Here is a 25351-nt window from a genome sequence, read left to right on the forward strand (position 1 = left end):
GTCCGGCCCCCACCCGGGGCGCGGGCCGTCGCAAGGGGGCGAACCCGCCTTGGAGCTCAAGCCTTCCGCTCATCGAGACACCTTCGCGCGCGATCACCTGCCGCCCGCGCACGCCTGGCCGCGGCTCCACTTCGAACTCCCCGCTCTGGCCTACCCGGACCGCCTGAACTGCGGCGTGGAGCTGCTCGACGCCACCATCGCCCGGCTGGGGCCCGACCGCCCCGCCTTCCGCGGGGCGGACGGAACGGTGTGGACGTACGGGGAACTGCACGCCCGCGTGGACCGGCTCGCGCACGTCCTCACCACCGATCTCGGCGTGGTCCCCGGCAACCGGGTGCTGCTGCGCGGCCCGACCGGCCCCTGGCTCGCCGCGTGCTGGCTCGCGGTGATGAAGGCGGGCGCGGTGGCCGTCACCGTGCTGGCCCAGCAGCGTCCGCAGGAGCTGGCCACGGTGTGCGCGATGGCCCGGGTGAGCCACGCCCTGTGCCAGGCGGAGGTCGTGGACGACCTGGTCAAGGCGGGGGTCCCGGGCCTGCGGATCACCGCGTACGGCGGCGCCGAACCGGACGACCTGCTGCGCCTGGCGGAGCGGCATCCGCACCCCTTCCCGGCCGTGGAGACCTCCGCCGACGACGTGGCGCTGATCGCCTTCACCTCGGGCACCACCGGGCGCCCCAAGGGCTGCATGCACTTCCACCGCGATCTGCTCGCCGTGGCCGACACCTTCTCTCAAGAAGTGCTCCGCCCGCGCCCCGAGGACGTCTTCGCGGGCAGTCCGCCGCTCGGCTTCACCTTCGGCCTGGGCGGGCTGGTGGTCTTCCCGCTGCGGGCCGGGGCCTCGGCGCTGCTCCTGGCGGACGGCTCCCCGCGCCGGCTGCTGCCCGCGCTGGCCGAGCACCGGGTGTCGGTGCTGTTCACCGCGCCCACCGCGTACCGGTCGATGCTGGACACGCTGGGCCCGTACGACACGGGCGCCTACGACCTCTCCGCGCTGCGCCGCTGCGTCTCGGCGGGCGAGAACCTGCCGGCCGCCACCTGGCAGGCCTGGTACGAGCGCACGGGCCTGCGGATCATCAACGGGATCGGCGCCACCGAGCTGCTCCACATCTTCATCTCGGCGGCCGACGAGGACATCCGGCCCGGTACGACCGGCCGCGCGGTGCCGGGCTGGGAGGCCCGGGTGGTGGACGGGGCGGGGCTGCCGGTCGCGGACGGGGTGCCGGGGCTGCTGGCCGTACGGGGGCCGGTGGGCTGCCGCTACCTGGCGGACCCGCGGCAGGGCGAGTACGTACGGGACGGCTGGAACCTCACGGGCGACACCTACGTCCGGGACGCGGAGGGCTACTTCCGCTACGTGGCCCGGGCCGACGACATGATCATCTCGGCGGGGTACAACATCGCGGGCCCGGAAGTCGAGGAGGCCCTGCTGCGCCATCCCGACGTGCTGGAGGCGGCCGTGGTCGGCCTCCCCGACGAGCGGCGCGGGCAGATCGTGGTCGCGTACGCGGTCCCCCGGGAGGGCGCGGTCCTCACCGAGGACGCCCTGCGCACCTTCATGCGGAACGAGCTCGCCCCGCACAAGTGCCCGCGCACCTTCGTCTTCCTGCCCGCCCTGCCCCGGACGGCGACGGGCAAGCTCCAGCGCTTCCGGCTGCGCGATCAAGAAGAGCACCTAGAGTGAAGCCGTGGTCGAGCAGCACACCCCGCGATCCCTGATCGTCACGTTCTACGGCGCCTACGGGCGGGCCTTCCCCGGCCCGGTCCCGGTGTCCGCGCTGGTCCGCCTGCTGGGTGCGGCCGGCGTGGACGCTCCGTCCGTCCGCTCCTCGGTGTCCCGGCTGAAGCGGCGCGGCTTCCTGCTGCCCGCGCGGACCGGGGACCGCGCGGCGGGGTACGAGCTCTCCGGGGAGGCGCGCCGGCTCCTGGAGGACGGCGACCGGCGGATCTACGGAGCCACCCGCCCGGCGGAGTCCCAGGAGTGGCTGCTGGCCGTCTTCTCCGTCCCGGAGCAGGAGCGGGCGAAGCGGCACCTGCTGCGTTCCCGGCTGGCCGGGCTCGGCTTCGGCTCGGTGGCGCCCGGCGTGTGGATCGCCCCGGCGCAGCTGGACGGGGAGACCCGCCGCACCCTGGAGCGGCTGCACCTGACGGCGTACGTGGAGCTCTTCCGCGGCGCCCACCTGGGCTTCGCCCCGACCACGGAGTCGGTGGCCCGCTGGTGGGACCTGGCGGCGCTGGCCAAGCAGCACGAGGAGTTCCTCGACCTCCACGAGCCCGTCCTGCGCGCCCTGCAGACGGGGACGGCCGCCCCCACCCCGGAGGCCGCCTACCGCGGCTACCTGCTCGCCCTGGACACCTGGCGCCGGCTCCCGTACGCCGACCCGGGCCTGCCGCGCGGGCTGCTCCCCGCGGACTGGCCGGGCGACCGCTCGGCGGCGGTCTTCGCGGAGCTGCACGAGCGACTGCGGGACCTCGGAGCCGCCTTCGTGGAACCGTAGCGGCCTCCGGACGCGTCACCTGCTCTCGTGACAGGAACCGCACGGCCCCCGCGAGGAGCCGGAGTCCCGCCCCGGCCCGCGGGCCGGGCCCCGGACCGGCCCCGCACGTGGCCCCACACCCTCTCGCTGACCGCCTCCGGGCTGCTGGGCGCGGCCGCCGGGTGCCTGGCCATCTCCCTCGCGTCCCACGCGCGCGCCTCCTGCGACGCAGGGGCGGACGCGGGCGGCAGGACCGAGCTGACCCTCCTGCTCCCGGTCCTGGTGGTGGGCTTCGCCTTCTGCGGGGTGATGGTCGCGATGCTCACGCCGCGCGGGCACCCGCTGCTGCGGATGGTCCCGGTCCTGCTCGCGCTGGGAGCGATGGTGCTCTGGTTCTTCGCCGTCAGGGGCACCCTGGACGGGTATCCGGGGGACCTGACCCGGTGCGGGCCGGACAACGTGCCGCCGTGGTGGCCTGGGTGGCTGCCGAGCTGACCCGGCGCGGCGGGGCCGGGGGAAATCCGGCTGCGCTCCGCGCCCGGCACGGGTGACCATGTGCCATGCCTTGGACCTTCACTTCCGACCTGCCGGCCTTTCTGGCCGCGGCGCGTCCGGCCCTCGCCGCCGACCCCGTCGTCAACACCTCCCTCATGACCGTGGTCGACGCCCTGGAGCGGCGGGGACCTGACGCCTACGGCTCCGACGCCCCCCTCTTCGGCTGGTGGACCGACCAGCAGGCAATCGACTCCGACGCCGACGCCGCCGGCGTCCTGGTGCACACCCCGCCGTACCCGCTGCTGACCGGGGCGCTGCCTGCCGGGGCGGTCCGGGAGCTGGGGGCCGCGCTCACGGCCGAGCCGCTGCTCGCCGGGGTCGAGGCGCTCAGCGTCCGCCGCGAGGACGCGGGCCCGCTGGCCGGCGCCTGGGGCAGGCCCTCGGAGGTCGTGGAGGAGAACCGCCTCTACCGGCTCGCCGGGCTCATCGCCCCCGATCCCGCCCCGGCCGGCAAGGCCCGCCCCGCCGGGGAGGCCGACCTGCCGCTGCTCCTGGACTGGATCACCGCCTTCAAGCAGGAGTCCGGCGAAGGCGGGGCCGCCTCCGAGGAGGCCCTGCGCGACCGGTTCTCGTACGGGGGCATGCTGCTCTGGGAGGACGCCGGGAGCCCCGTCTCGCTGGCCGGGTTCTCCCGCCCCCTCGGCGCGATGTCCCGGATCGGCCCGGTCTACACGCCGCCGGAGCTGCGCGGCCGGGGGTACGCGGCCGGGGTCACCTACGCCGCGACCGGGGCGGCGCACGCGGCCGGCGCGCACGAGGTGCTCCTCTTCGCGGACCTGAAGAACCCCACCAGCAACGGTGTCTACCGGCGCCTGGGCTACACCCCGGTCGAGGACCGGGTGGAGGTCGCGCTGAAATGACCGGGCCCCAGGAACGGGACGAGCCGGTCGAACCCTTCTGGATGCTCGCCGCGAACGTGGTCCTGTGGCGCCGCTACGGCGAGGGCGGCCAGGGCCAGCGCCCGGGCACGAAGATGTTCAAGGGCGGGTCCAAGGTGTACGTCGGCACCACGCACAACGGCGTCCAGGACTGTGAGGTCGTCGGCCGGCCTCGACACGGCCGCGGGTACCGGTGGTCCTACGTGGCCACCCGCCATCTGTACGGCTTCCGGCCCATCCTCGTTCGCTCTCCCGCCGTACTGCGGGTCGCCGACGGGGGGTTCTGCGACGAGGCCTACGCGCGGGACCTCTCGGTGCTCCTGGAGCGCCGCGCCTGGGAGCTGCGCTCCGGCGCCTGGCCCGACTGGCCGCACCCGGAGCCCTGCCACTGCCACGAGTGCCTGAGCGTGCGGCCGCACCGGTAGGCGGGGCGGCTGGAGTCCTACCCCCGGCCCGTCGGCGGCTTGCGGCTGCCGGCGAGGTAGGGGGCGGGCCAGGGCGCCGCCGGGCCGGTGTAGGACTGGTCGGCGGCCGCGTGCAGGGTCCAGTGCGGGTCGTAGAGGTGGGGGCGGCCGAGCGCGCAGAGGTCCGCCCGGCCCGCCAGCAGCAGGGAGTTGACGTCGTCCCAGGAGGAGATCGCCCCGACCGCGATCACCGGGACGTTCAGGGCGCCCCGGATCCGGTCGGCGTACGGGGTCTGGTACGCGCGTCCGTACTCGGGGGTCTCCTCCGCGACCACCTGGCCCGTGGAGACGTCGATGGCGTCCGCGCCGTGCGCCGCGAAGGCCCCGGCGATGGCCACCGCCTCCTCGGCCGAGGTGCCGCCGGGCGCCCAGTCGGTGGCGGAGAGGCGCACCGTCATCGGCCGGTCCTCGGGCCAGACGGCGCGGACCGCGTCGAAGACCTCCAGCGGGAACCGGAGCCGGTTCTCCAGCGAACCGCCGTAGGCGTCGGTGCGGTGGTTGGTCAGCGGGGAGAGGAAGCCGGAGAGCAGGTAGCCGTGCGCGCAGTGCAGTTCGAGGAGGTCGAAGCCGCTCGCGGCGGCCCGGACGGCGGCGGCGGCGAACTCGGAGCGGACGGCGGCGAGGTCGGCGGCGCCCATGGCCCGGGGCACGGCGGAGACCCCGGGGCGGTAGGGCAGTGCGGAGGCGGCCATCAGGGGCCAGTTCCCCTCGGGCAGCGGGGCGTCCATGCCCTCCCACATCACCCGGGTCGAGCCCTTGCGGCCCGAGTGGCCGAGCTGGACGCCCAGCGCGGTGCCGGGCGCCGAGGTGTGCACGAACTCGGCGATCCGGGCCCAGGCGGCCGCCTGGGCGGCGGTGTAGAGGCCCGTGCAGCCCGGGGTGATCCGGCCCTCGGGGCTGACGCAGACCATCTCGGTCATCACCAGGGCGGCCCCGCCCAGGGCGCGCGCGCCGAGGTGCACCAGGTGGAAGTCCCCGGGCACGCCTTCGCCGGCCGGAGCCGAGGTCCCTGCGCCTGCGCCTGCGCGAGCGCCAGCGCCTGCCGAGTACATGTCCATCGGGGACACCACGACCCGGTTGCGCAGGGTCAGCCCCCGCAGGGTGAACGGCGTGAACATCGGCGGGGTTCCCGGCTCCTGCGGGCCGCCCTCAGGAGCCTCCGGGCAGCCGAAGTCGCGTTCCACGGCCCGGGTGAAGCGCGGATCGCGCAGCCGCAGGTTGCCGTGGGTGACCCGCAGGCTGCGGGTGAGGAGGTTGAAGGCGAACTGCCGGGCGGGCTGCTCCACGTACCCGGCGAGCTCCTCGAACCACCGCATGCTGGCGGCCGCCGCCCGCTGGGTGGAGGCCACGGCGGGCCGCCGCGCGGCCTCGTACGCGGCCAGCGCGGCCGGGACGTCCGCCTCGGACTCCACCGCCCGGGCCAGCGCGAGCGCGTCCTCCACGGCCAGCTTGGTGCCGGAGCCGATCGAGAAGTGCGCGGTGTGCGCGGCGTCGCCGATGAGCACCGTGTTGCCGTGCGACCAGCGCGCGTTGACCACCGTACGGAACCGCGTCCAGGCCGAGCCGTTGCCCCGCAGCGGCCGTCCCCGCAGGGCCTCGCCGAAGATCTTCGCGCAGCGCGCCGCGGATTCCGCCTCGTCGCAGAGGTCGAATCCGGCGGCCAGCCAGACCTCCTCGCGCATCTCGACGATCACGGTGGAGGAGTCCGCCGCGTAGGGGTAGGCGTGCAGCTGCACCACCCCGTGCTCGGTCTCCGCGATCTCGAAGCGGAAGGCTTCGAAGGCGAAGTCGGCGGCCAGCCAGATGTACCGGCACCGCCCGCCCGTCAGCGTGGGCCCGTAGTGCTCCGCCGCGGACTCCCGGATCCGGCTGTGCACCCCGTCGGCCGCGACCACCAGGTCGTACGAGGCGGCGAGCACCGCGGGGTCGGGGGCCGGGGTGCGGAAGCGGAGCCGGACCCCGAGGCCCGCGCAGCGCTCGTGCAGGATCTCCAGGAGCCGGCGCCGCCCGAGCGCGGCGAACCCGTGGCCGCCCGAGGTGAGCAGTCGGCCCCGGTGCACGATGTCGATGTCGTCCCAGCGGACGAACTCGGCGCCCAGGGCCGCGTAGACCACGGCGTCGGCCGCTTCGATGCCGCCGAGGGTCTCGTCGGAGAGGACCACCCCGAAGCCGAAGGTGTCGTCGGGGGCGTTCTTCTCCCACACGTCCACCGCGTGCCCCTGCCGGGCCAGCAGGGCGGCGGCGTACAGCCCGCCCGGGCCCCCGCCGACCACGGCGACCCGCAGGGCGGCGCTCTCCCGGCCGGTGCTCGTCGCGCTGCCTGCCCCGCTCATCGCGCTACCTGCCCTTCCACTGGGGCGGCCGCTTCCCGGTGAAGGCCGCGTGGAACTCCCGGTAGTCCTCGCCGTTCATCAGCAGGGCCTGGGTGTTCGCGTCGAGTTCCACCGAGGCGGCGAGCGGCATGTCCAGCTCGGCGGTCAGCAGTGCCTTGGTCTGCGCGTACGCGAGGGCCGGACCGGCGGCGAGGTGCGCGGCGAGCTCCGCCGCGCGTACGGAGGCCTTGCCCTCCTCGGTGACCTCGCTGAGCAGCCCGATCCGCTCGGCCTCCGGCGCCCTGACCTGCTCCCCCAGCATCAGCAGCCGGGTCGCGTGCCCGAGCCCGACGACCCGGGGCAGCAGGTAGGCGGCGCCCATGTCCCCGCCGGAAAGGCCGACCCGCGTGAAGAGGAAAGCGAAGCGGGCGGTCGGGTCGGCGATGCGGAAGTCGGCGGCCAGGGCGATGACGGCCCCGGCGCCGGCGGCGACCCCGTGGACGGCGGCGATGACCGGGAAGGGGCACTCGCGCAGGGCGCGCACGACCTGTCCGGTCATCCGGTTGAAGTCGAGGAGCTGGGCGGTGTCCATCGCGAGGGTGGCGCCGATGATCTCGTCGACGTCGCCCCCGGAGCAGAAGCCGCGGCCTTCGCCGCCGAGCACGAGGGCGCGTACGGACCGCTCCCTGGACAGTTCGGCGAGCAGGTCGCGCAGGTCGGCGTAGGCGCCGAAGGTGAGCGCGTTGAGCTTCTCGGGGCGGTCGAGGGTGACGGTGGCGACCCCGTCGCGCCGGTCCACCCGGAGGTGGTTCCAGCGTTCGGTCGCGGGTGTGGAACCGAGGAAGGGACTCACGCTCCCGAAGGTATCACCGGTCCATGACTGTCGTCAGGGAAGCGCGATAAACGGGGGGTCGTGCCCGGCCCCGGGCGCCACACGCACCGAACGTCCCGAGCCCATGTGCCCGACGTCCCTTGCGATCACGTCGGGGTGCCCTACGGCAGGACATTTCCACTTCGTATCGTTGAAAGCAGGATTTCCCCCGCCGCACCCCGTACGACCCCACCGCGGCCCCTGCGATCCCACGGAACGGACGGTCCTGCCTTGCCCGACGCCTCCGCCTGGCGGATAGCCCTGCCGCACACGACAGCGGCCGTACCCATCGCCCGCGCCCTCGTCCGTACGGCCCTCGCCGACATCGACGCACCCGCCGACAGCGACACCGCCGAACTCCTCACCGCCGAACTGGTCGCCAACGCCGTGGAGCACACCCCCGGCGACGCCCCCATCGAGCTCGTCGTGGAGCTACTGGCGAACGGCTGCCAGGTCGAGGTCCACGACGGGGATCCGCAGCCCCCCGCCGATCTGACCGCGCCCGGCCGGGACGACGCCCACCCCGACCCCTGGCAGGAGCACGGCCGCGGCCTGCTGCTGATCCGGACCCTGAGCTCGGCCTGCGGACACCGCGCCACCCCGCACGGCAAGGCCGTGTGGTTCACCCTGCCGTCCCGGCCGCCGCTCTAGCCGGCGCTCGAGTCGGTGCTCAGTCGGTGCTCTGTCCGGTCGGGCACCTAGGGGGCATCCCGCCCCGCCGCATGACTATGCGGCCGGCCCCGCGAGGGTCGCGACGAGCACGGCCTTGATGGTGTGCAGCCGGTTCTCCGCCTCGTCGAAGACGACGGAGTGCCTGGACTCGAACACCTCGTCCGTCACCTCCAGCGAGTCCAGCCCGTGCCGCTCGTGGATCTCCCGGGCCACCTTGGTGCCGAGATCGTGGAACGCCGGCAGGCAGTGCATGAACTTCACGTCCGGGTTCCCGGTGGCGCGCAGCACGTCCATGGTGACGGCGTACGGGCTCAGCGCCTCGATCCGCTCGTCCCAGACCTCCTTGGGCTCCCCCATGGACACCCAGATGTCGGTCACCACGAAGTCGGCCTGCCCGACGCCCCGCGCGAGGTCCTCGGTGAGGGTGATCCGGGCGCCGCTGGCGGCCGCCAGCTCGCGCGCCGCGGCCACCACCGGGGCGGCCGGCCAGTAGTGCTCCGGCGCCACGATCCGTACGTCCATGCCCAGCAGCGCGCCCGTCACCAGGTACGAGTTGCCCATGTTGAAGCGGGCGTCGCCGAGGTAGGCGAAGGCGATCCGCTCCAGCGGCTTGGCGCAGTGCTCGGTCATCGTGAGCACGTCGGCCAGCATCTGGGTGGGGTGCCAGTCGTCGGTGAGGCCGTTGAACACGGGCACGCCGGCGTGGGCGGCGAGCTGATCGACGGTGTCCTGGGCGTCGCCCCGGTACTGGATGCCGTCGAACATCCGGCCCAGCACCCGCGCCGTGTCCCGGACCGATTCCTTGTGGCCCATCTGGGAGCCGGCGGGATCGAGGTACGTGGTGTGGGCGCCCTGGTCGGCGGCGGCGACCTCGAAGGCGCAGCGGGTGCGCGTGGAGGTCTTCTCGAAGATCAGGGCGATGTTCTTGCCCACGAGGCGGCGCCGCTCGGCCCCGGCCTTCTTGTCCGCCTTGAGTTCGGCGGCGAGCTCGACCAGGCCGCGGAACTCGGCGGCGGTGAAGTCGAGCTCCTTGAGGAAACTGCGGCCGACAAGATCGGTGGCCATGGGGGCGCTCCAGAGTCACGGTGACAGGGGATGCTGGAAGTCTATACGACGGCATGCATTGATATACAGAGCCTTCGTGTACCGGCCCGGGCCCCGGCCTCCGGGCACCCGCTTCCCCTGTCCCGCCCCCGGACGCCACCCCCGCGCCCGCGCTCCGCCCGGCTAGGCCACCGCGTCCCGCTCGACCGGGCAGCTCATACAGCGCGGCCCGCCCCGCCCCCGCCCCAGCTCGCTGCCCGGGATCTCGATCACCTCGATGCCTTGCTTGCGCAGGTGGGTGTTGGTCGTGACGTTCCGCTCGTACGCGACGACCACGCCCGGCTCCACGGCCAGCACGTTGCAGCCGTCGTCCCACTGCTCCCGTTCGGCGGCGTGCACGTCCTGGGTCGCCGTGAGCACCCGGATCGCGTCCAGCCCGAGGGCGGCGGCGATGGCCCGGTGCATGTGCTCGGGCGGGTGGTCGGTCACCTTCAGCTCGCTCGCACCGGCGCCCGGCTCGATCGTGTAGGAGCGCAGCATGCCCAGGCCCGCGTACTGGGTGAACGTGTCCGCGTCGACCATCGTCATCACCGTGTCCAGGTGCATGAACGCCCGCCGCTTGGGCATGTCGAGCGCCACGATCGTCGTCGCCGACCCCGCGGCGAACAGCCCGCGCGCCAGCATCTCCACCGCCTGCGGGGTGGTCCGCTCGCTCATCCCGATCAGCACGGCGCCGTTGCCGATGACCAGGACGTCGCCGCCCTCGATGGTGGAGGGGTAGTCGGCCTGCCCCTGGGACCAGGTGTGGAAGGGCCCGGAGCCGGTGAAGAGCGGGTGGTGCTTGTAGATGGCCTCGAAGTGCACGGTCTCGCGCTGCCGGGCCGGCCAGCGCATCGCGTTGATGGACACCCCGTCGTAGATCCAGGCGGAGGTGTCGCGGGTGAAGAGGTGGTTGGGCAGCGGCCCCAGCAGGAAGCCGTCCAGGTCCAGGGCGTGGAAGCGGACCGACACCGGCTCCGCGTGCCGCTCCAGGAACTCCCGCTTGGTCATCCCCCCGATCAATGACTCGGCCAGGTCCGCCGAGGCCAGCCCGTCGAAGACCGCCCGCAGGTGGTCGGTGGCGAGCGGGCCGTACTCCTTCTCGTCGAAGACCCGGTCCAGGACGAGGTGTCTCGCCTCCGGGATGTCCAGGGCCTCGATCAGCAGGTCACCGAAGAGGTGGACCTCCACGCCCCGGTCGCGCAGTACGTCGGCGAAGCCGTCGTGCTCCTGGCGGGCCCGGCGCACCCACAGCACGTCGTCGAAGAGCAACGCGTCCTTGTTGCTCGGTGTGAGCCGCTTCAGCTCCAGGTCGGGCCGGTGGAGGATGACGCGGCGCAGCCGCCCGGTCTCGGAATCGACATGGAATCCCATGCCGTACACGTTCGCAGACCGGGCGGCTTTTTGACGTGGCGTCGGCCCAGGGCGTCTCCAGCGGGTCCGTTCCGCCGGATCCGACGGCGGGCGCGGGGCCGGTGGTTCAGCGCAGGCCGAGCAGGGCCTCCGGGGTGCCGGTGAGGTCCGGGGCGATGACGCCCAGCGCGGGGGCGGTCACGTTCGGCAGCCCGTAGTTGGACGCGTCGGGCATGGTCAGCGGGGAGCCGACCAGCAGGCCCGGGGTCCGGGTGCGCATGGTGGTCGCGGGGGCGTCCAGCGAGCCCTCGCCGTCCGTCTCGGGCTTTCCGGCCAGGTTGGGCACCGGGGAGGTGAGGAGGGTGTTCCCGAGCTCGGTGCCGATCGGCACCGCCGGCAGCAGCGGGGTCGGCAGCATGTCGCCCTTGTGGAAGCGGGGCGCCTCGGGCGCTCCGACCACGGGCACCGGCACTCCGGTGGCCAGATGCGGGACGTCCACGCCGAGCGTGGTCCGCACCGCGTCCAGAGGGACTCCCACCGGCACCGCGTCGGCCATGGCCGGGGTGGCCGCGCCTGCCGCGGCCATACAGGTCATGAGTGCCGCAATGCTTCCGCGCGCGGTCATCTTCATAGGTGACGTTCCGTCCTTCCAGGGTCGCGGACATTCCGCTGCCCTGGATGAACGATCCCGCCGGTGGTTTTCCCGGAGTTCTCCGCGAAAGTTCCCCCATACGACCTAATGCGCGGCCGTACGGGGGTCCTTCCTTGACGCCGTCAGCACCCCGGGGTGGTGCTTCAGAGCCGCGGGTCCACCGGCTCCGACTCCAGCGCGAGGACGGCGAAGACCGCCTCGTGGATCCGCCACAGCGGCTCCCCGGCCGCCAGCCGGTCCACGGCCTCCAGGCCGAGCGCGTACTCGCGCAGGGCGAGCGAGCGCTTGTGCCCGAGGTGGCGTCCGCGCAGCCGCTCCAGATGGTCCGCACGCGTGTACTCGGGACCGTAGATGATCCGCAGGTACTCCCGTCCGCGCACCTTCACGCCCGGCTGTACGAGCCGGCCCTTGCCGTCCTTGGCGTACGCCTGGAGCGGTTTGACGACCATGCCCTCGCCGCCGGCGGCCGTCAGCTCCAGCCACCAGTCGGTGCCCGCCCGTACCGAGGCCTCGTCGGCGGTGTCCACCAGGATCCGGCCGGTGCGGCGCAGCAGTCCGGTGCCGGAGGCCTCGTCGGCGGCGACCAGCCGGTCCAGCCAGAACAGCTGCTCGTCGTGGGGTACGGCCGCCAGCGAGCGGCCGGCCGCCGCCAGCAGCTGGAACGGGGCGAACCGTACGCCGTCCAGCCCGTCGGTGCTCCAGCAGTAACGCCGGTACTCCTCGGTGAACTTCGCCGCGTCGGCGGCCCGTCCGCGCTGGCGCCCCAGCAGCTCCCCGGTGTCGACACCCCGGGCCGAGGCCGCCTCCAGAGCGGCGATGGCCTCGGGGAACACGGCGCCGGAGGCCGCGCCCACGGCCGCGTACTGGTTGCGCAGCAGCCCGCCGGACTTCAGCGACCAGGGCAGCAGTTCGCCGTCGACGAGCAGCCAGTCCGTGTCGAGCTCCTCCCACAGCCCCGCGTCGGTGACCGCCGAGCGGAGCCGGGCGAGGACCTCCTCGGTGACCTCGGGGTCCTTGAAGAAGGGCCGTCCGGTGCGCGTGTACACGGACCCGGTGGGTCCTCCCCGACGGCCTTCGGCGTGGGAGGTGCCCCCGACCCCGAACCGCTCGCGGGCCACCTCGGCGTCCTTGCAGATCAGCACGGTGGCGCGGGAGCCCATGTGCTTCTCCTCGCAGACGACCTGGGCGATGCCGTCCTTGCGGTACTGCGCGAAGGCCTCGGCGGGGTGCTCCAGGTAGCCGTCGATCTGCGAAGTGGCCGTCGGCGCCATGGTCGGCGGGAGGTACGGCACCAGGCGCGGGTCCACGGCGAAGCGGCTCATCACCTCCAGGGCGGCGGCCGCGTTCTCCTCGCGGACGTTGACGTTGCCCAGGTGCCGGGTCTCGACGATCCGGCGGCCCTGGACGTCGGCCAGGTCGAGCGGACGGCCGTCATGGCCACCCGGCACCTCGGTGACGAGCGGTTTGACGGGCTCGTACCAGACCTTCTCGGCCGGTACGTCGACCAGTTCGCGCTCGGGCCAGCGCAGGGCGGTCATCCGGCCGCCGAAGACGGCTCCGGTGTCGAGGCAGATGGTGTTGTTGATCCAGGTGGTGTCCGGGACCGGCGTGTGGCCGTAGACCACGACGGCCTTGCCCCGGTAGTCCTCGGCCCACGGGTAGCGCACGGGCAGCCCGAACTCGTCCGTCTCGCCCGTGGTTTCCCCGTACAGGGCGTGCGAGCGGACCCGGCCGGAGGTGCGGCCGTGGTACTTCTCGGGCAGCCCGGCGTGACAGACCACGAGCTTGCCGCCGTCCAGGACGTAGTGGCTGACCAGGCCCCGGATGAAGGCGCGGACCTCCTGGACGAACTCCTCCGGCTCCCCTTCGAGCTGCTCGATGGTCTCGGCGAGGCCGTGGGTCCGCTGGACCTTGGAGCCCTTGAGATAACGGCCGAGCTTGTTCTCGTGGTTCCCGGGCACGCACAGGGCGTTGCCGGAGCCGACCATGCCCATCACCCGGCGCAGGACGCCCGGACTGTCCGGGCCGCGGTCGACGAGGTCGCCGACGAACACGGCGGTACGGCCCTCGGGGTGCGCCCCGTCCCGGTAGCCGAGCTTGGCGAGCAGGGTCTCCAGCTCGGAGGCGCAGCCGTGGATGTCGCCGATGATGTCGAAGGGGCCGGTGAGGTGGGTGAGGTCGTTGAAACGCTTCTCCAGGACCACCTCGGCCGACTCCACCTCCTCGGGCGTGCGCAGCACGTGCACCTTGCGGAAGCCCTCGCGCTCCAGGCCGCGCAGGGAGCGCCGCAGGTCGCGGCGGTGGCGCTGGATGACGGCGCGCGGCAGCTTCGCCCGCTCGGGGCGGGCCGCGTTGCGCTCCGCGCAGACCTCTTCGGGCAGGTCGAGGACGATCGCGATGGGCAGCACGTCGTACTCGCGGGCGAGCTGGACCAGCTGCCGGCGGGACTCCGCCTGGACGCTGGTGGCGTCGACCACGGTGAGGCGGCCGGCGGCGAGCCGCTTGCCCGCGATGTAGTGCAGGACTTCGAAGGCGTCCTTGCTGGCGCCCTGGTCGTTCTCGTCGTCGGCGACCAAGCCCCGGCAGTAGTCGGAGGAGATCACCTCGGTGGGCTTGAAGTGCGTGCGGGCGAAGGTGGACTTGCCCGAACCGGTGGCGCCGATCAGGACGACGAGGGACAGGTCGGTGACGGGAAGTACGCGCTTGCGGTGGGTGGTGGCCCTGGTATCGGTATCGGTATCGGTGGTCATGCTGCCTCGCCCTCCTTCGGGGTGTCGGTGTCGGTGCGGGTGCTGGTGGCGGTGGCGGTGTTCAGGGTGAAGACGGCCATCTGGGTCGGCGGGCCCACCTCGGGGTCGTCGTCCCCGACGGGCAGGTACGCGACGGTGTAGCCGTGCCGTGCGGCGACGTCCCCGGCCCAGGCCCGGAACTCCTCGCGGGTCCACTCGAAGCGGTGGTCGCCGTGCCGGACGTGCCCGGCGGGCAGCGTCTCCCAGCGGACGTTGTACTCGACGTTCGGAGTGGTCACGAGGACCGTGCGGGGGCGGGCCGAGCCGAAGACCGCGTACTCCAGGGCGGGCAGCCGCTCCGGATCCAAGTGCTCGATGACCTCGCTGAGCACGGCCGCGTCGTAGCCCACGAGCCGCTTGTCGGTGTACGCGAGCGAACCCTGCGTCAGGCGGACGCGGGAGCTCTGCCGCTCCCCCAGCCGCTCCAGCCGCAGCCGCCTGGCGGCGATGTTCAGCGCCCGGACGGACACGTCCACACCGACTATCTCGGTGTACGCCGGGTCCTTCAGCAGCGCCTGCACCAACTGGCCCTGGCCGCAGCCCAGATCGAGGACGCGGGCCGCACCGGCCGCCCCCAGCGCGGCGAGGATCGCCTCGCGGCGCAGCACGGCGAGCGGTACGGGCTTCTCCTCGGTGTCGCTGGACTCGTCCACGGCGTTGTCGAGCTCCTCGACCTCGCTGCCGTCCGCCTCGGCGAGGCGGACCAGCTCCAGGCGTTCCAGGGCGTCCTGGGTCAGCCGCTTGTGGCGGGCCAGGTAGCGGGAGGTGATCAGCCCGCTCTCCGGGTGCTCGGCGAGCCAGCCGTCCCCGGCGCGCAGCAGCTTGTCCACCTCGTCGGAGGCGATCCAGTAGTGCTTGGAGTCGTCGAGCACGGGCAGCAGGACGTACAGGCCGCGCAGGGCGTCGGAAAGGCGCAGCTCGCCCTCCAGGACGAGGCGTACGTACCGGGAGTCGCCCCACTCCGGGAAGGTCTCGTCGAGCACCACCGGGGTGGCCGTGACCGACTCCCAGCCGAGCGGGCCGAACAGCCGGCGCACGAGGTCCGCGCCGCCCCGGGCGGGCAGGACCGGGATCTCGATGCGCAGCGGGCGCACCTCGTCGGGCAGCTCGGGGCGGGCCGCGCACTGCCCCTTGAGCGCGCTGCGGAACACGCCGCTCAGGGCGACGGCCAGCAGCGAGGAGGCGGCGTAGGGGCGGTCGTTGACGTACTGCGCGAGCGCGGCGTCCGGGGTGCCGCCCTGGCCCTTGCCCTGACCGCGCCGCACGAGCGCGACGGGATCCACCTCCAGGAGCAGGCCCGCGGTGCACCGCTCGTCCGTGGCTTCGGGGTAGAAGACGTGGGCGGTGCCGTGGGAGGTGGAGAACGCCTGCGTTCTGCCGGGATGCTTGTGCAGCAGGAAGCCCAGGTCGGTGGCGGGTCGCTCAGGAGAACCGGTGGTGGAGATCGTCAGGAACACACGAGCGATTGTTGCTGGTCACCGGTGGTGGGCGCGCCCCATTTTTACGGCGGCGCCCACCGCCGGAACCCGAGCGGCACCGTCGTTGCCAGCCGGTGTTGGTCGGTGTCAGTCGGTGTCCGTGGCCGCCAGGACGGCGAGGCGGAGGCCGTCCGGGGAGAGGGCCGCGATGGCGTAGTCATCGCCGTCGTGGTGGAAGAACGCGGAGTCGGCCCGGAAGTGGAACCAGCTGTACTGCTCGGCGAGGCGTTCCACCTCGTCCGCGCTCGCGTCGAACGGGAGGCCGCACAGGCCCATCAGCGAGCGCCACGCCTGATGCCGGCCCCAGGCCCCGTACCTGCCGGGGTTGTAGTAGCCCCCCATGGAAGCGGTGGCGAAGAGCAGGGACCAGATGTCGCCCACCGGGCGGGCCGCTATCTCGAAACGGCCGGTGGGGCCGAGGTCCGAGACGCACTCCATGGGCAGGGTGGGGAGCAGGGCGGGCACCTGGGCGGGGGTGAGGGGCCGGTCGGTCCGGAAGACCCAGGCCTCGGCGTGGCCCCAGTTGTCCTCGGCGGCGGTGACGATGAGGTCGCGCTCGTCCACCGTCACGGAGTTGCACAGCGGTGACGGCCCGGTCGGCCGGGGGGTCGGCGGATCCAGCCGGCCGCGCCCGGGCAGGCCGCTCTTCACACCGCCGGACGAGCCGTTCACGGAATGGTGCGTGAACGCGGGTTCGGTCTCCAGAGCGCGGCGGCGGTCGGGGAGCCAGGCCAGGGGGTAGTACGCCTCCGAGCCGGGGCGCAGGGCCGGAAACTCGTCCGGGTCCACCCCGCGCAGCAGCAACTCGTGGAACAGGAACCCCTGCAGCGCGCGGAGCCAGCGGGCCTCGGCGGTGCCGGCGAAGACCGTCCGGGCGAGCACCTCGGCCGACTGGTGCTGGGCGAGCATCGTCGCCATGAGCGGCAGTTCGGCCGACATGGATCCGGCGGCGGCTTCCTGTTCGCCGAGCAGCCGGAGCAGCAGCTCGACGCTGTCGCGGCCCGGGGTCGTGGCGAGGAGCCGCCGGAGGTAGGAGAGGTTGGTTTCGTGGATCCGGGCGGCCTTGGAGGCGGCCGCGTAGCGGGTGCTGAGGTCCGACCCCAGTCGCCGCAGATGGGCGATGTCACCGGCCAGGGCGTGCTGGAGGGCCTCGTCCCGCGAGATGTACTCGGGCTCGCCGTTGATGATCGTCAGGCCGTTCGCCGCGTCGTCTTTCACGGTGCGCCAGCCTAGCCACGCGGCGGATCGGCACGTCTGGCGGATCCGGTCGGTCGGGGCGGGCCGGCCGCGCCGGGGCGGGCCGGGTCGGGCCGGGTCGGGTCGGGGCGGGGCGGGTCGGGCCGGGGCGGGTATGGCGCAGCCGAGCGGGCGGCTGGGGGATCACGGGCAACCTCGCACACCCCGGCGTCGCCCCGACCAGACTGCTCGCCGTGCGCCCCGAGCTCGGTCGCGCCAAGGACGCTGTGGGCATCAAGTTGATCCGCGCCCTGTCCGCCCGCGGCATCCCGCTCGGGACCGTCGAGACCGCGCAGCTCCCGGGCCTGTTCGCGGCGGCGGCGGACGCGGCGCGGGGATCCCGCTTCTACGGACCGAGCAGCCCGGGACACCTCGGCAGCCCCCCTGCCGAGCAGGAGCTCTGCTCGCGCCTTCGCGGCACCGAGGACGCGCGGCGCATGTGGAACGCCTCCGAGGAACTGACGAAGGTCTCGTTTCCCGCCGCCCGAAGGGGTGTTGAAGGGTGATGACGTCTCCATCATGACAGGTCAGAGGCCGTTTTCGTAGGACGGACGGCACAGTCGATCTTCCTTGTCCAGAGCCCTGCGCGGCTCACAGAATCTCCCTCATGAATCCCACGGAGAACATCAATCACGACGCCGTGCTGCGCGCCCGGGTGGCTCTCCTCGGATCGGGCACGCTGCCCGTCCGGGAGCGGGTGGCCGCCTACCGCGTCCTCGTCCGGGTGAGTCCGTTGGCCTATCTGCCGCTGCTGGCCGTCGCGTTGTACGCGTACAGCCGTCAGGAGTTTGCCCATCGGCCCGGCATCGCGCTCGCCCTGCGCGCCGAGTCCGTCGACGCCGCGCGCCACATGTGCGTGCTGGAACCCGGGGAGACCCAACTGCTGCTCAGCTCGCTGGTGCACTACCGCGAACAGCTGCTCCTGACGGAGCGGCCGGAGGAACTGGCCGCGGTGGAAGCCGAGATGAGCGCGCTCGTGGCCTCGGGCGGTGGATCGCCGGGCGTGCGCTGGGACCTCAGCTGAGTGTGGCGGCCAGCTCGGCGATCCGGTCGGGGCCGATGCGGCAGCAGCCTCCGACGAGGCGGGCGCCGGCCCGGTGCCAGGCGGCCGTGGGCCAGCGGGCGGAGGTGGCCGGGGCCCGCCAAGTGGCGGTGTCGGGCTCCCAGACCGAGCCGTCGTTGGGGTAGGCCAGCAGCGGTTTGGCGGTGACGCTGGCGGCCGCCTCGAGGGCGGGCAGCACCTCCGCCGGGTCGCAGCAGTTCACGCCGACGGCGATGACCTGCGGTGACCCGGCGGCGAGGGCGAAGGCCTCGGGCAGGGGCTGCCCGGCCCGGGTGCGGCCGCCCTCCACCGTGTAGCTCAGCCAGGCGCGGGCGCCGGTCTCCGCGAGCACGGTGAGCAGGGCTTCGGCCTCGGTGGCGTCCGGGACCGTCTCCAGGGCCAGGACGTCGGGGCCCCCGGCCAGCAGCGCCTCGATCCGGGGCCGGTGGAAGTCGGCCAGCTCCCGCACGCCCAGGCCGTACCGGCCCCGGTACTCGGAGCCGTCCGCCAGCACCGCCCCGTACGGACCCACGGACGCGGCGACCCACACCGCGTGCTCCGCCGCCCGGGCCGCCTCGTCGGCCAGCCGCACGCTGCGCCGCAGTAGGGCCGTCGTGCGCTCCGGGCCGTATCCGCGCCCGGCGAAGGCGGCGTACCCCACCTGGTAGCTCGCGGTGATCAACACCTCGGCGCCGGCCCGCGCGTAGGCGGTGTGGGCGGCCGTCACCTGTTCCGGGCGCTCGGCGAGGACCCGGCCGGTCCAGAGGCCGCCGGACAGGTCGCAGCCCTGGTCGGCGAGCTGGTTGCTCAGTCCGCCGTCCAGGAGGACGGTGCGCCCGCCGGGGCCGGCCAGGGCCTCGGCGAGCGGTCGCGGTGCGCGGGGCACGGTCGTCTCCCCGTCAGCCGAGCTGGGTCTGGACCCGGGAGGAGATCAGCTCCAGGTGCTCCAGATCGCCGAGGTCGAGCAGCTGGAGGTAGAGGCGGGAGGAACCCACGGCCTCGTAGGCCGCGATCCGCTCCACCACCTCGTCCGGGGAGCCGGCGAGGCCGTTGGCCTTGAGCTCCGCCACGTCCCGGCCGATGGCGGCGGCCCGCCGGGCCACCTCGGCGTCGTCCTTGCCCACGCACACGACGAGGGCGTTGGAGTAGACGAGGTCGCCGGGCGCACGGCCGGCCTCCGTGGCTGCCGCGCGGACCCGGCCGAACTGCCGCTCGCTGTCGGCGATCGAGGCGAAGGGCATGTTGAACTCGTCCGCGTACCGGGCGGCGAGCCGCGGGGTGCGCTTCGCCCCGTGGCCGCCGATCAGGACCGGGATCTTCTCCTGGACCGGCTTGGGCAGCGCCGGGGAGTTCTCCACCTGGTAGTGGACGCCCGCGTAGTCGAAGGTGGCGCCGGGCTTGGTGGCCCACAGGCCGGTGACGATCGCCAGCTGCTCCTCCAGCCGGGCGAGGCGCTCGGCCGGGAAGGGAATGCCGTACGCCTTGTGCTCCTCCTCGAACCAGCCTGCCCCCAGGCCCAGTTCGATCCGGCCGCCCGACATCTGGTCGACCTGCGCGACCTGGATGGCGAGCACGCCGGGGAGCCGGAAGGTGCCGGCCGTCATCAGCGTGCCCAGCCGGATCCGCTTCGTCTCACGGGCCAGACCGGCCAGGGTGATCCAGGCGTCGGTGGGACCGGGCAGACCGTCGGCCCCGCCCATGCGCAGGTAGTGGTCCGAACGGAAGAAGGCGTCGAAGCCCAGGTCCTCGGTGGCCTTGGCGACGCGCAGGAGGGTGTCGTAGCTCGCGCCCTGCTGGGGCTCGGTGAAGATACGGAGATCCATGCCTCCATCCTGCCCTTTCGGCCCCGGCCGGGTGAATCTGAGTCAACCGGGCACTCCCCGCCGCCCGCGCCAGTGACCAGCCCGGATGGGGATCGTTGGCTCGGACGGAGCCGGACCGCCCGGCCCGCGCGCCGGCGGAGTTCGCCGGTGCGTCCACCGCCCCCTTCCGCCTCCCGGAAGGGCCAGGGCCGAGGAGGCCGCCATGTCCCAGGAGTCCGCGCCGGAGACCCCCCGGCAATCGGGTCAGGACTGTCAGACCGGGCAGGCAGCGCACGACCACGCACGCCAGGAACCCGCCGTACCCGCCCAGGGCGGTGCACCGAAGGGCCTGCTGCAGCAGATGGAAGAGCTGATGGCGGCGCTGAACGCCGACCTCTCGCAGCTCGACGCCGACCTCCAGTCCTCCACCCCCCGCACCCCCGCCGCTCCACTGCTCCAGGGCAGCCGCACCCCGGAGAGCGAACCCCGCCCGTCCTACCGGCCCGCCTGACCACCCGGGTCCCGCCGCCACACGGCGGGACCCCACCCCGGCTCAGGCCACGCCGGAGGCGGATCCTCGCTCGCGCACGGTCAGCCGGCGCAGGATCGCCCGGACCCGGTCGCTCGACTCGTCGGCCGCGTCTATGGACTCTATGCACTGCCAGTACAGACTCTCGTCGTCCGTCCCGCAGGCCACCCCGACCAGCGCTATGCCCACTTCTCCGAGCAGCGCCTGGAGCCCGAGCAACGCCTGCCGGGTCTCCGTCACCTCGGTCAACTGCGCAGCCCTGGGCGGGAGATCGGGCGCATAGCCCTCTCCACGCAGAGCCGCCCGGTCGAGTACCCCGCAGCCCCTGCCTCCCGCTTCACCCAGCCCCCGCGCCTCCGATCTCAGCTCCGGCGGCCCGGTGACCGCCAACCAGCTCCCGATGCCCTGCGCGAGGGCCTGTGCCTGCCAGGCCTCGCCCACGATGTCCCATGCAGCCCCGCTCTGCGCCAGCGCGTGCCGGCCGGCTGCGATGAGCCGTACCGCGTCCATATGCCGTCCCCCGTCCGCACGACATCTCGCCGTTCTCTCCACTACCCAGAGTGAGGGCAACGGGCCGGTAAAGCCAGGGGTATTCGGAAATTGTGGACACCGAAGATGGTTGTGGATATCGCCATCACTCCGAAGAGTGACAATCTGCCCCCGAAGTGCCCGGTACGGGGAACCTCAGCTCGTTCCGCTCGATCTTCGCGGCGAGCGCATCCAGCACATCGACCCCGAGCACCTCACAGAACTGCAGCAGGTAGGCGAGCACGTCGGCCACCTCATCGGCCACTCTGTGCGCGGTCTCCGGCTTCTCCATGACCGCTGCGGACTGTTCCGGTGTCAGCCACTGGAAGATCTCCACCAGTTCGGACGCCTCGACGCTCAGCGCGACCGCCAGGTTCTTCGGCGTGTGGAAGGGCTCCCACCCGCGCGCCGCCGCGAACTCGGCGAGCCGCCGCTGGAGCCGGTCGATCCGCTCGCCGCCCCCCTCGCCCTCTCCTGTCACTCCACGCTCCCCAGCCACTCCGCTCTCTCCACTCTCTCCGCCCGTGCGCCGCTCTTCGCTCATGCGCCCAGGTCTACCACCGAGATGCCCGGCACTCCCCGGGCGGCCGTCGCGCAGGCCTCACCCGCCGAGGCCGCCAGCCTGACCTGCCCGCGCGCGCAGGCCAGTACGGCCAGCCGCAGCAGTTCGGCGGTCTGCCGGCCGTCCAGGTCCCGGTCGAATCCGTCCGCGAGCACCGTCAGCGCCTGACGCGCGGTGGGCAGTTCGGCCGCCGGATCCACGTCCAGGACCCCCGGCCCGGTCAACAGCACCAGCGCGAGGGCGAGGAAGCGCAGCTCGCCCGCGCCCAGCCGGGCCAGCTCGGTGGCGGGCCTGTCGGGGCCCCGGTCCAGCAAGCCGGTGACCGGGCCGCCCTCGGGAGCCCGTACGTCCAGGCCGGCCACCCACCCCGCGCAGCCGGTACGGGCGGCCCCGGTCAGCAACCCGTACCGGGTGCCGCACTCCAGGCGGGTCCGGCGCAGTACGTCGGCCAGGTTCGCGCAGTCGCCCAGCAACCGCCCCTCCCCCGGCCGGGCCGGCTCCCGCATCCGCTCCGGGCGGGGGTCACAGGGGAACACCGAGCGCAGCGCGACCACGACCTGCTCGGCGGCGGCCAGCACCTGCCGCTGCCCCTCGGTGGACCCGGCCACGCGCAGCGGGAGCAGCGCGGTCCCGAGCCGGTCGTCGGGCAGCGGGGCCCGGGTGACCCCGGTGGCCCCACCGGTCAGCCAGGCCGCCTGGACGGACCGTCGCCCGGGATCGCGCAGCGCGGTGGCGAGGAGCACCTGCCCGTCCACGGAGAGCCGTTCACCGACGATCCGCAGCTCGGGCTCCGCCTGGACGGCGAGGTCGAGCCGGACCGGACCGGCGGGGCCGTCGACCGTGCAGCCGATCCGGAACCCCCTGCGCCGCTCGGCGTCGGGCACCGCCCCGTCGGGGATCCGGGCCCGCGCGTCGGGGAACACCTCGCCGAGGGTGGCCCCGGCACCCAGAGCGGCCAGGGCCCCGTAGGCCTCCAGCGCCTGGGACTTGCCGCTCCCGCTCGGCCCGGCGAAGAGGGTGACGGGCCCGAGGGCGAACCGGGCCCCACGGTGCGCCCCGTAGGCGGAGAGCCGCAACTCGGTGACGGCGGGCCGCAAATGCGTGGCGCCTGCGGCGGGCGAAGCCGTGCCCCGCGCCCGAGCGGAGCCCCGCGCCACCCCCTGAACCCCGTTTGGCCCCGAACCCTGAGCCGGGACCTGCCCCGAGGCCGGAGCCGGAGCCGAGGCCTGAGCCGGAGCCGAGGCCTGAGCAGCGGCAGGAGCCGGAACCCGGCCCGCGCCTAACCCCGGTGCGGCGAACACGGAGGGAGCCGCAGGAACTGCGGGGCCGGCGGAGGTGACGGATCCGGGCAACACCTCGGCGGACACTGCGCAGGTCGCGGGGACGGCGGGCCCGGCGGAAGCCGCAGATGCGGTGGGAACGGCCAACACGACGGCGGAAGCGGCGGAGGCGGCGGGTACGGCCGGCACGGCGGCGGGTACGGCGGAAGCGGCGGAGGCCGCAGGCCCGGCCAGCCCAGCGGAGGCCGCAGGCCCGGACGGCGAGGCGGTGGGCGTGGGCGCGGACGGCGCCGCGGGAGCCGTGGCGGTGGGCGTGGGGGCGGCGGGAGCCGTGGGGGGTGAGGTCATGCGCGGGACGGTACGGGCCGCCGGACCCCCCGTGGGTGCGGCGAACCGTTCCGTCCGCGGGACCTTCCTACGATCGGGGGACGGCCGCGGCCGCGATCCCCTCCACCTCGGTCCCGACGGGCGCCAGCAGGAAGACGTTCCGGTCGACCCGGTGCATCCCGCTGCCCAGCCCGAAGACCACGCCGCTGCTGAAGTCCAGGATGCGCTTGGCCACTTCGCCGTCCGCGCCCGTGAGGTCCAGCAGCACCGGGATCTGCGCGATCAGGTACTCCGCCACCTCCCGCGCGTCCGCGAATACCTGGACCCGGATCACCACGAAGCGCCGCTGCTCCGCCGCGGACGCCCCGGGAACCGTGGGGATCGTGCGGTGATCCACCCGGGAGGGCCACTCGTTGCGACTCCGCAGGGGGACCACCTGCGCGAGCCCCTCCCACTGTTCGTCGGTGACGTCGTACCTGCTCACCAGGCCGCCTCGGCCTTGCGCTTCATGTGCATCCCCCCATCCTCTCGCGTTTCACCCGTTCAGCCCAACACCGACACGAGGCAGCTGAGACACCCCCGGCGACCGACGCCGGCCGCGAGCCCGACCATCCCCCGCCCGCCCTGTAGGTTAGGTTAGGCATACCTAAGTACGTGCCATCTCGCCACTCGGGACGACGGAGATCCACATGCACCTGCCCCTGCCGCTGCCCACCGACGCCGAGCGGGTCCGGTCCATCCTGGCCGCCGCGCACTCCATGACCGTCGTCACCGACGGGCAGCGCACGGAGATCCGCCACCTCGACGGCACCGATCCCCTGGGCCGCCTGCACCTGCACCCCGCCGAGCCGGGCGGTCGCGCCGAGCACCGCCCCGCGATCCGGATGGAGTTCACGGACATCGCACCGACCCCGGTACGGGACCGCGTGCGCACCCGGGTCACCCTCGTCGGCCGCCTGCTCACCCCGTTCGACGAGGAGGGGGCCGACTCCACCTGCGTGGAGTTCGAGCGCGCCGTTCTCGAAACCGCCGACGGCGCCCGCTCGTACGTCGGGCTCGACGAGCTGGACGCGGCCCACCCCGACCCGCTCGCCTCCTACGAGGCCGGGATGCTCACCCACCTCCTCGACGACCACGCCGAACTCGTCACCCTCCTGCTGCGCCTGGTCCGGCCGCGGCCGGCGGGGGAGGCGGGCGCCGGGTCCGCCGTCCTGCGCGCACTGCCCCTCGCCATGGACCGGTACGGGATCATCCTGCGCCTGGAGGAGCGGCGCGGCCACCGCGACGTACGGATCCCCTTCCCCTCCCCGCTCGACGACGTGGAGCAGTCCGGGGCGCAGATCCAGGCCCTGTTCAGCGCGGCCCGGCGCAGCTCGCACCGCAACACCCTGCCCGCCTGAGGGAAGGCCGCCCCGGAGCGGGTCATTCCACAACAGGACGTCAAATGAGCGCCGAAACCCGGAACAACGATCCCCCGGCGACCTGTTGGGATGATCATGAAGGCAATCACATACACCGCATACGGAACGCCTGACATCCTCGCCCTCACCGAGGTTCCGGAGCCCAAGGTCGCGCCGGGCGAGGTCCTCGTCCGCGTCAGGGCCGCCGGGGTGAACCCGGTGGACTGGAAGCTCGCCGCCGGATACCTCGATTCGATCCTCGAAGTCCGCTACCCGGTCATACCCGGCTGGGACGTCGCGGGCGTCGTCGAGGCGGTCGGCGAGGACACCTTCGACTACGCCGTCGGCGACGAGGTGTACGGATACGTCCGCAAGGAGTGGGTGGAGCTGGGCACTTACGCCGAGCTGGTCTCCGCTCCCGTCCGCACCCTCGCCCGCAAGCCGCGCGAGCTGACCTTCGAGCAGGCCGCCGGCATCCCGCTGGCCGGGCTCACCGCCTACCAGTCGCTGACCCGCGTGGGGCTCCGGGCCGGCGAGACCGTGCTCATCCACTCCGCCGCGGGCGGCACCGGCTCCTTCGGCGTGCAGATAGCCGTCGCGCTCGGCCTGCGCGTCATCGGCACGGCCGGCGCGCACAACCACGACTACCTGCGCTCGCTGGGCGCCGAACCGGTCCTGTACGGCGAGGGCTTCGCCGACCGGGTCCGCGAGCTGGCGCCCGAAGGGGTGGACGCCGCCCTGGACTTCTTCGGCGACGACGTCGTCCCGGTGCTCCAGTCCCTGGTCAAGGAGCGGCACCGGGTGGTGTCGATCGCCGACTACACCGCGGCCGCCCAGGGCGCGCACCAGCTGTGGGTCCGCCCGGACACCGCCGACCTGACCTTCCTGGCCGAACTCGCGGACAAGGGCGGGCTCACGGTCAACGTGGAGCACGCCCTGCCGCTGGCCGAGGCGGCGAAGGCCTGGGAGCTGAACGCCACGGGCCGCACCCGCGGCAAGATCGTCCTCACGGTCTGAGGTGATACCCGGGGAACGGCGAACGGGGAACGGGGCCCGGGCAACGG

Annotated in this window: 24 protein-coding genes and 1 pseudogene; 11 read left to right on the plus strand and 14 right to left on the minus strand. The window is 73.6% G+C overall.

Annotated features, from left to right (window positions below; all coding sequences use genetic code 11):
• Positions 1-49: 49 nt before the first annotated feature.
• From OG730_RS10075 to OG730_RS10095, 5 genes are all read left to right on the plus strand, one after another.
• A complete protein-coding gene (locus OG730_RS10075; protein ID WP_327303924.1) occupies positions 50-1681 on the plus strand; it encodes an AMP-binding protein in 1632 nt (543 codons plus the stop codon).
• A gap of 4 nt (positions 1682-1685) precedes the next feature.
• Complete coding sequence (locus tag OG730_RS10080; RefSeq protein WP_327303925.1) at positions 1686-2495, plus strand: PaaX family transcriptional regulator; 810 nt, start codon at positions 1686-1688, stop codon at positions 2493-2495.
• 27 nt (positions 2496-2522) lie between these two features.
• A complete protein-coding gene (locus OG730_RS10085) occupies positions 2523-2969 on the plus strand; it encodes a hypothetical protein (protein ID WP_327303926.1) in 447 nt (148 codons plus the stop codon).
• A gap of 65 nt (positions 2970-3034) precedes the next feature.
• Positions 3035-3889 carry a GNAT family N-acetyltransferase gene (locus tag OG730_RS10090; protein WP_327303927.1) on the plus strand — a complete coding sequence of 285 codons (855 nt, stop codon included), beginning with the start codon at positions 3035-3037 and terminating at the stop codon, positions 3887-3889.
• The gene (locus OG730_RS10095; RefSeq protein ID WP_327303928.1) at positions 3886-4332 is read left to right on the plus strand and encodes a hypothetical protein; all 447 of its coding nucleotides are present in this window, start codon (positions 3886-3888) and stop codon (positions 4330-4332) included. The genes OG730_RS10090 and OG730_RS10095 overlap by 4 nt, the downstream gene beginning before the upstream one ends.
• A gap of 17 nt (positions 4333-4349) precedes the next feature.
• On the opposite strand, the gene OG730_RS10100 is transcribed toward OG730_RS10095, so the two are convergent.
• Positions 4350-6704, minus strand: coding sequence for a bifunctional salicylyl-CoA 5-hydroxylase/oxidoreductase (locus tag OG730_RS10100; protein ID WP_327303929.1), 2355 nt, complete (start codon positions 6702-6704; stop codon positions 4350-4352).
• 4 nt (positions 6705-6708) lie between these two features.
• Complete coding sequence (locus OG730_RS10105) at positions 6709-7536, minus strand: enoyl-CoA hydratase family protein (protein WP_243331536.1); 828 nt, start codon at positions 7534-7536, stop codon at positions 6709-6711.
• A 249-nt stretch (positions 7537-7785) separates the two neighbouring features.
• Here OG730_RS10105 and OG730_RS10110 point away from each other — a divergent pair, with 249 nt between their 5' ends.
• Positions 7786-8205, plus strand: coding sequence for an ATP-binding protein (locus OG730_RS10110; protein ID WP_327303930.1), 420 nt, complete (start codon positions 7786-7788; stop codon positions 8203-8205).
• Positions 8206-8280: 75 nt separating this feature from the next.
• Here OG730_RS10110 and argF read toward each other — a convergent pair whose 3' ends face one another.
• The 6 genes from argF to OG730_RS10140 all read right to left on the minus strand — a co-directional run bounded on the left by argF (position 8281) and on the right by OG730_RS10140 (position 16799).
• Positions 8281-9291, minus strand: a complete 1011-nt coding sequence (gene argF / locus OG730_RS10115; protein WP_327303931.1) for an ornithine carbamoyltransferase — start codon at positions 9289-9291, stop codon at positions 8281-8283.
• Positions 9292-9453: 162 nt separating this feature from the next.
• The gene (locus OG730_RS10120; protein ID WP_327303932.1) at positions 9454-10683 is read right to left on the minus strand and encodes an arginine deiminase; all 1230 of its coding nucleotides are present in this window, start codon (positions 10681-10683) and stop codon (positions 9454-9456) included.
• A gap of 106 nt (positions 10684-10789) precedes the next feature.
• A complete protein-coding gene (locus OG730_RS10125) occupies positions 10790-11257 on the minus strand; it encodes a hypothetical protein (protein ID WP_327303933.1) in 468 nt (155 codons plus the stop codon).
• Positions 11258-11457: 200 nt separating this feature from the next.
• Positions 11458-14064, minus strand: coding sequence for a polynucleotide kinase-phosphatase (locus OG730_RS10130; RefSeq protein ID WP_327303934.1), 2607 nt, complete (start codon positions 14062-14064; stop codon positions 11458-11460).
• On the minus strand, positions 14061-15560 hold the full coding sequence (locus tag OG730_RS10135; RefSeq protein WP_327303935.1) for a 3' terminal RNA ribose 2'-O-methyltransferase Hen1: 1500 nt from the start codon (positions 15558-15560) through the stop codon (positions 14061-14063). Before OG730_RS10135 ends, OG730_RS10130 begins: the two co-directional genes overlap by 4 nt.
• A 108-nt stretch (positions 15561-15668) precedes the next feature.
• A complete protein-coding gene (locus OG730_RS10140; protein ID WP_327303936.1) occupies positions 15669-16799 on the minus strand; it encodes a DUF6183 family protein in 1131 nt (376 codons plus the stop codon).
• Positions 16800-16936: 137 nt separating this feature from the next.
• Here OG730_RS10140 and OG730_RS10145 point away from each other — a divergent pair.
• Positions 16937-17323, plus strand: a pseudogene (locus OG730_RS10145) (short chain dehydrogenase); the annotation flags it as partial.
• A 101-nt stretch (positions 17324-17424) separates the two neighbouring features.
• On the plus strand, positions 17425-17841 hold the full coding sequence (locus OG730_RS10150) for a hypothetical protein (protein ID WP_327303937.1): 417 nt from the start codon (positions 17425-17427) through the stop codon (positions 17839-17841).
• Here OG730_RS10150 and mmuM read toward each other — a convergent pair.
• Positions 17834-18745 (minus strand): homocysteine S-methyltransferase, encoded by a 912-nt coding sequence (gene mmuM / locus OG730_RS10155; protein WP_327303938.1) that lies wholly within the window; start codon positions 18743-18745, stop codon positions 17834-17836. The two genes, OG730_RS10150 and mmuM, sit on opposite strands and share 8 nt — an antisense overlap.
• A 13-nt stretch (positions 18746-18758) precedes the next feature.
• Positions 18759-19682 (minus strand): LLM class F420-dependent oxidoreductase, encoded by a 924-nt coding sequence (locus OG730_RS10160; protein WP_327303939.1) that lies wholly within the window; start codon positions 19680-19682, stop codon positions 18759-18761.
• Positions 19683-19884: 202 nt separating this feature from the next.
• On the opposite strand from OG730_RS10160, the gene OG730_RS10165 reads away from it, so the two are divergent.
• Positions 19885-20172 carry a hypothetical protein gene (locus OG730_RS10165; RefSeq protein ID WP_327309627.1) on the plus strand — a complete coding sequence of 96 codons (288 nt, stop codon included), beginning with the start codon at positions 19885-19887 and terminating at the stop codon, positions 20170-20172.
• A gap of 42 nt (positions 20173-20214) precedes the next feature.
• Here the strand turns inward: OG730_RS10165 and OG730_RS10170 are convergent, their stop codons facing one another.
• From OG730_RS10170 to OG730_RS10185, 4 genes are all read right to left on the minus strand, one after another.
• Positions 20215-20700 carry a DUF6099 family protein gene (locus OG730_RS10170; protein ID WP_327303940.1) on the minus strand — a complete coding sequence of 162 codons (486 nt, stop codon included), beginning with the start codon at positions 20698-20700 and terminating at the stop codon, positions 20215-20217.
• Between the two features lie 124 nt (positions 20701-20824).
• Positions 20825-21262: a nucleotide pyrophosphohydrolase gene (locus OG730_RS10175; protein ID WP_327303941.1), complete on the minus strand. Its 438-nt coding sequence runs from the start codon at positions 21260-21262 to the stop codon at positions 20825-20827.
• Complete coding sequence (locus tag OG730_RS10180) at positions 21259-22377, minus strand: AAA family ATPase (RefSeq protein ID WP_327303942.1); 1119 nt, start codon at positions 22375-22377, stop codon at positions 21259-21261. Before OG730_RS10180 ends, OG730_RS10175 begins: the two co-directional genes overlap by 4 nt.
• Positions 22378-22975: 598 nt before the next feature.
• The gene (locus OG730_RS10185; protein ID WP_250742110.1) at positions 22976-23371 is read right to left on the minus strand and encodes a cell division protein SepF; all 396 of its coding nucleotides are present in this window, start codon (positions 23369-23371) and stop codon (positions 22976-22978) included.
• Positions 23372-23576: 205 nt separating this feature from the next.
• Between OG730_RS10185 and OG730_RS10190 the strand changes: the two genes are divergently transcribed.
• Both OG730_RS10190 and OG730_RS10195 read left to right on the plus strand, forming a co-directional pair.
• The gene (locus OG730_RS10190) at positions 23577-24287 is read left to right on the plus strand and encodes a DUF2470 domain-containing protein (RefSeq protein WP_327303943.1); all 711 of its coding nucleotides are present in this window, start codon (positions 23577-23579) and stop codon (positions 24285-24287) included.
• A gap of 96 nt (positions 24288-24383) precedes the next feature.
• Positions 24384-25304: an NADP-dependent oxidoreductase gene (locus OG730_RS10195; protein WP_327303944.1), complete on the plus strand. Its 921-nt coding sequence runs from the start codon at positions 24384-24386 to the stop codon at positions 25302-25304.
• Positions 25305-25351 lie beyond the last annotated feature (47 nt).

This window comes from Streptomyces sp. NBC_01298 (assembly GCF_035978755.1).
Lineage (GTDB): Bacteria > Actinomycetota > Actinomycetes > Streptomycetales > Streptomycetaceae > Streptomyces.

What these genes read in the sequence shown, in the direction of transcription:
- OG730_RS10090 (WP_327303927.1), top strand. Translation starts at nt 3,035, where the DNA reads ATGCCTTGGACCTTCACTTCCGACCTGCCGGCCTTTCTGGCCGCGGCG.
- OG730_RS10095 (WP_327303928.1), top strand. Translation starts at nt 3,886, where the DNA reads ATGACCGGGCCCCAGGAACGGGACGAGCCGGTCGAACCCTTCTGGATG.
- OG730_RS10100 (WP_327303929.1), bottom strand. Translation starts at nt 6,704, where the DNA reads ATGAGCGGGGCAGGCAGCGCGACGAGCACCGGCCGGGAGAGCGCCGCC.
- argF (WP_327303931.1), bottom strand. Translation starts at nt 9,291, where the DNA reads ATGGCCACCGATCTTGTCGGCCGCAGTTTCCTCAAGGAGCTCGACTTC.
- OG730_RS10120 (WP_327303932.1), bottom strand. Translation starts at nt 10,683, where the DNA reads ATGGGATTCCATGTCGATTCCGAGACCGGGCGGCTGCGCCGCGTCATC.
- OG730_RS10125 (WP_327303933.1), bottom strand. Translation starts at nt 11,257, where the DNA reads ATGACCTGTATGGCCGCGGCAGGCGCGGCCACCCCGGCCATGGCCGAC.
- OG730_RS10130 (WP_327303934.1), bottom strand. Translation starts at nt 14,064, where the DNA reads ATGACCACCGATACCGATACCGATACCAGGGCCACCACCCACCGCAAG.
- OG730_RS10150 (WP_327303937.1), top strand. Translation starts at nt 17,425, where the DNA reads ATGAATCCCACGGAGAACATCAATCACGACGCCGTGCTGCGCGCCCGG.
- OG730_RS10160 (WP_327303939.1), bottom strand. Translation starts at nt 19,682, where the DNA reads ATGGATCTCCGTATCTTCACCGAGCCCCAGCAGGGCGCGAGCTACGAC.
- OG730_RS10165 (WP_327309627.1), top strand. Translation starts at nt 19,885, where the DNA reads ATGTCCCAGGAGTCCGCGCCGGAGACCCCCCGGCAATCGGGTCAGGAC.
- OG730_RS10170 (WP_327303940.1), bottom strand. Translation starts at nt 20,700, where the DNA reads ATGGACGCGGTACGGCTCATCGCAGCCGGCCGGCACGCGCTGGCGCAG.
- OG730_RS10175 (WP_327303941.1), bottom strand. Translation starts at nt 21,262, where the DNA reads ATGAGCGAAGAGCGGCGCACGGGCGGAGAGAGTGGAGAGAGCGGAGTG.
- OG730_RS10190 (WP_327303943.1), top strand. Translation starts at nt 23,577, where the DNA reads ATGCACCTGCCCCTGCCGCTGCCCACCGACGCCGAGCGGGTCCGGTCC.
- OG730_RS10195 (WP_327303944.1), top strand. Translation starts at nt 24,384, where the DNA reads ATGAAGGCAATCACATACACCGCATACGGAACGCCTGACATCCTCGCC.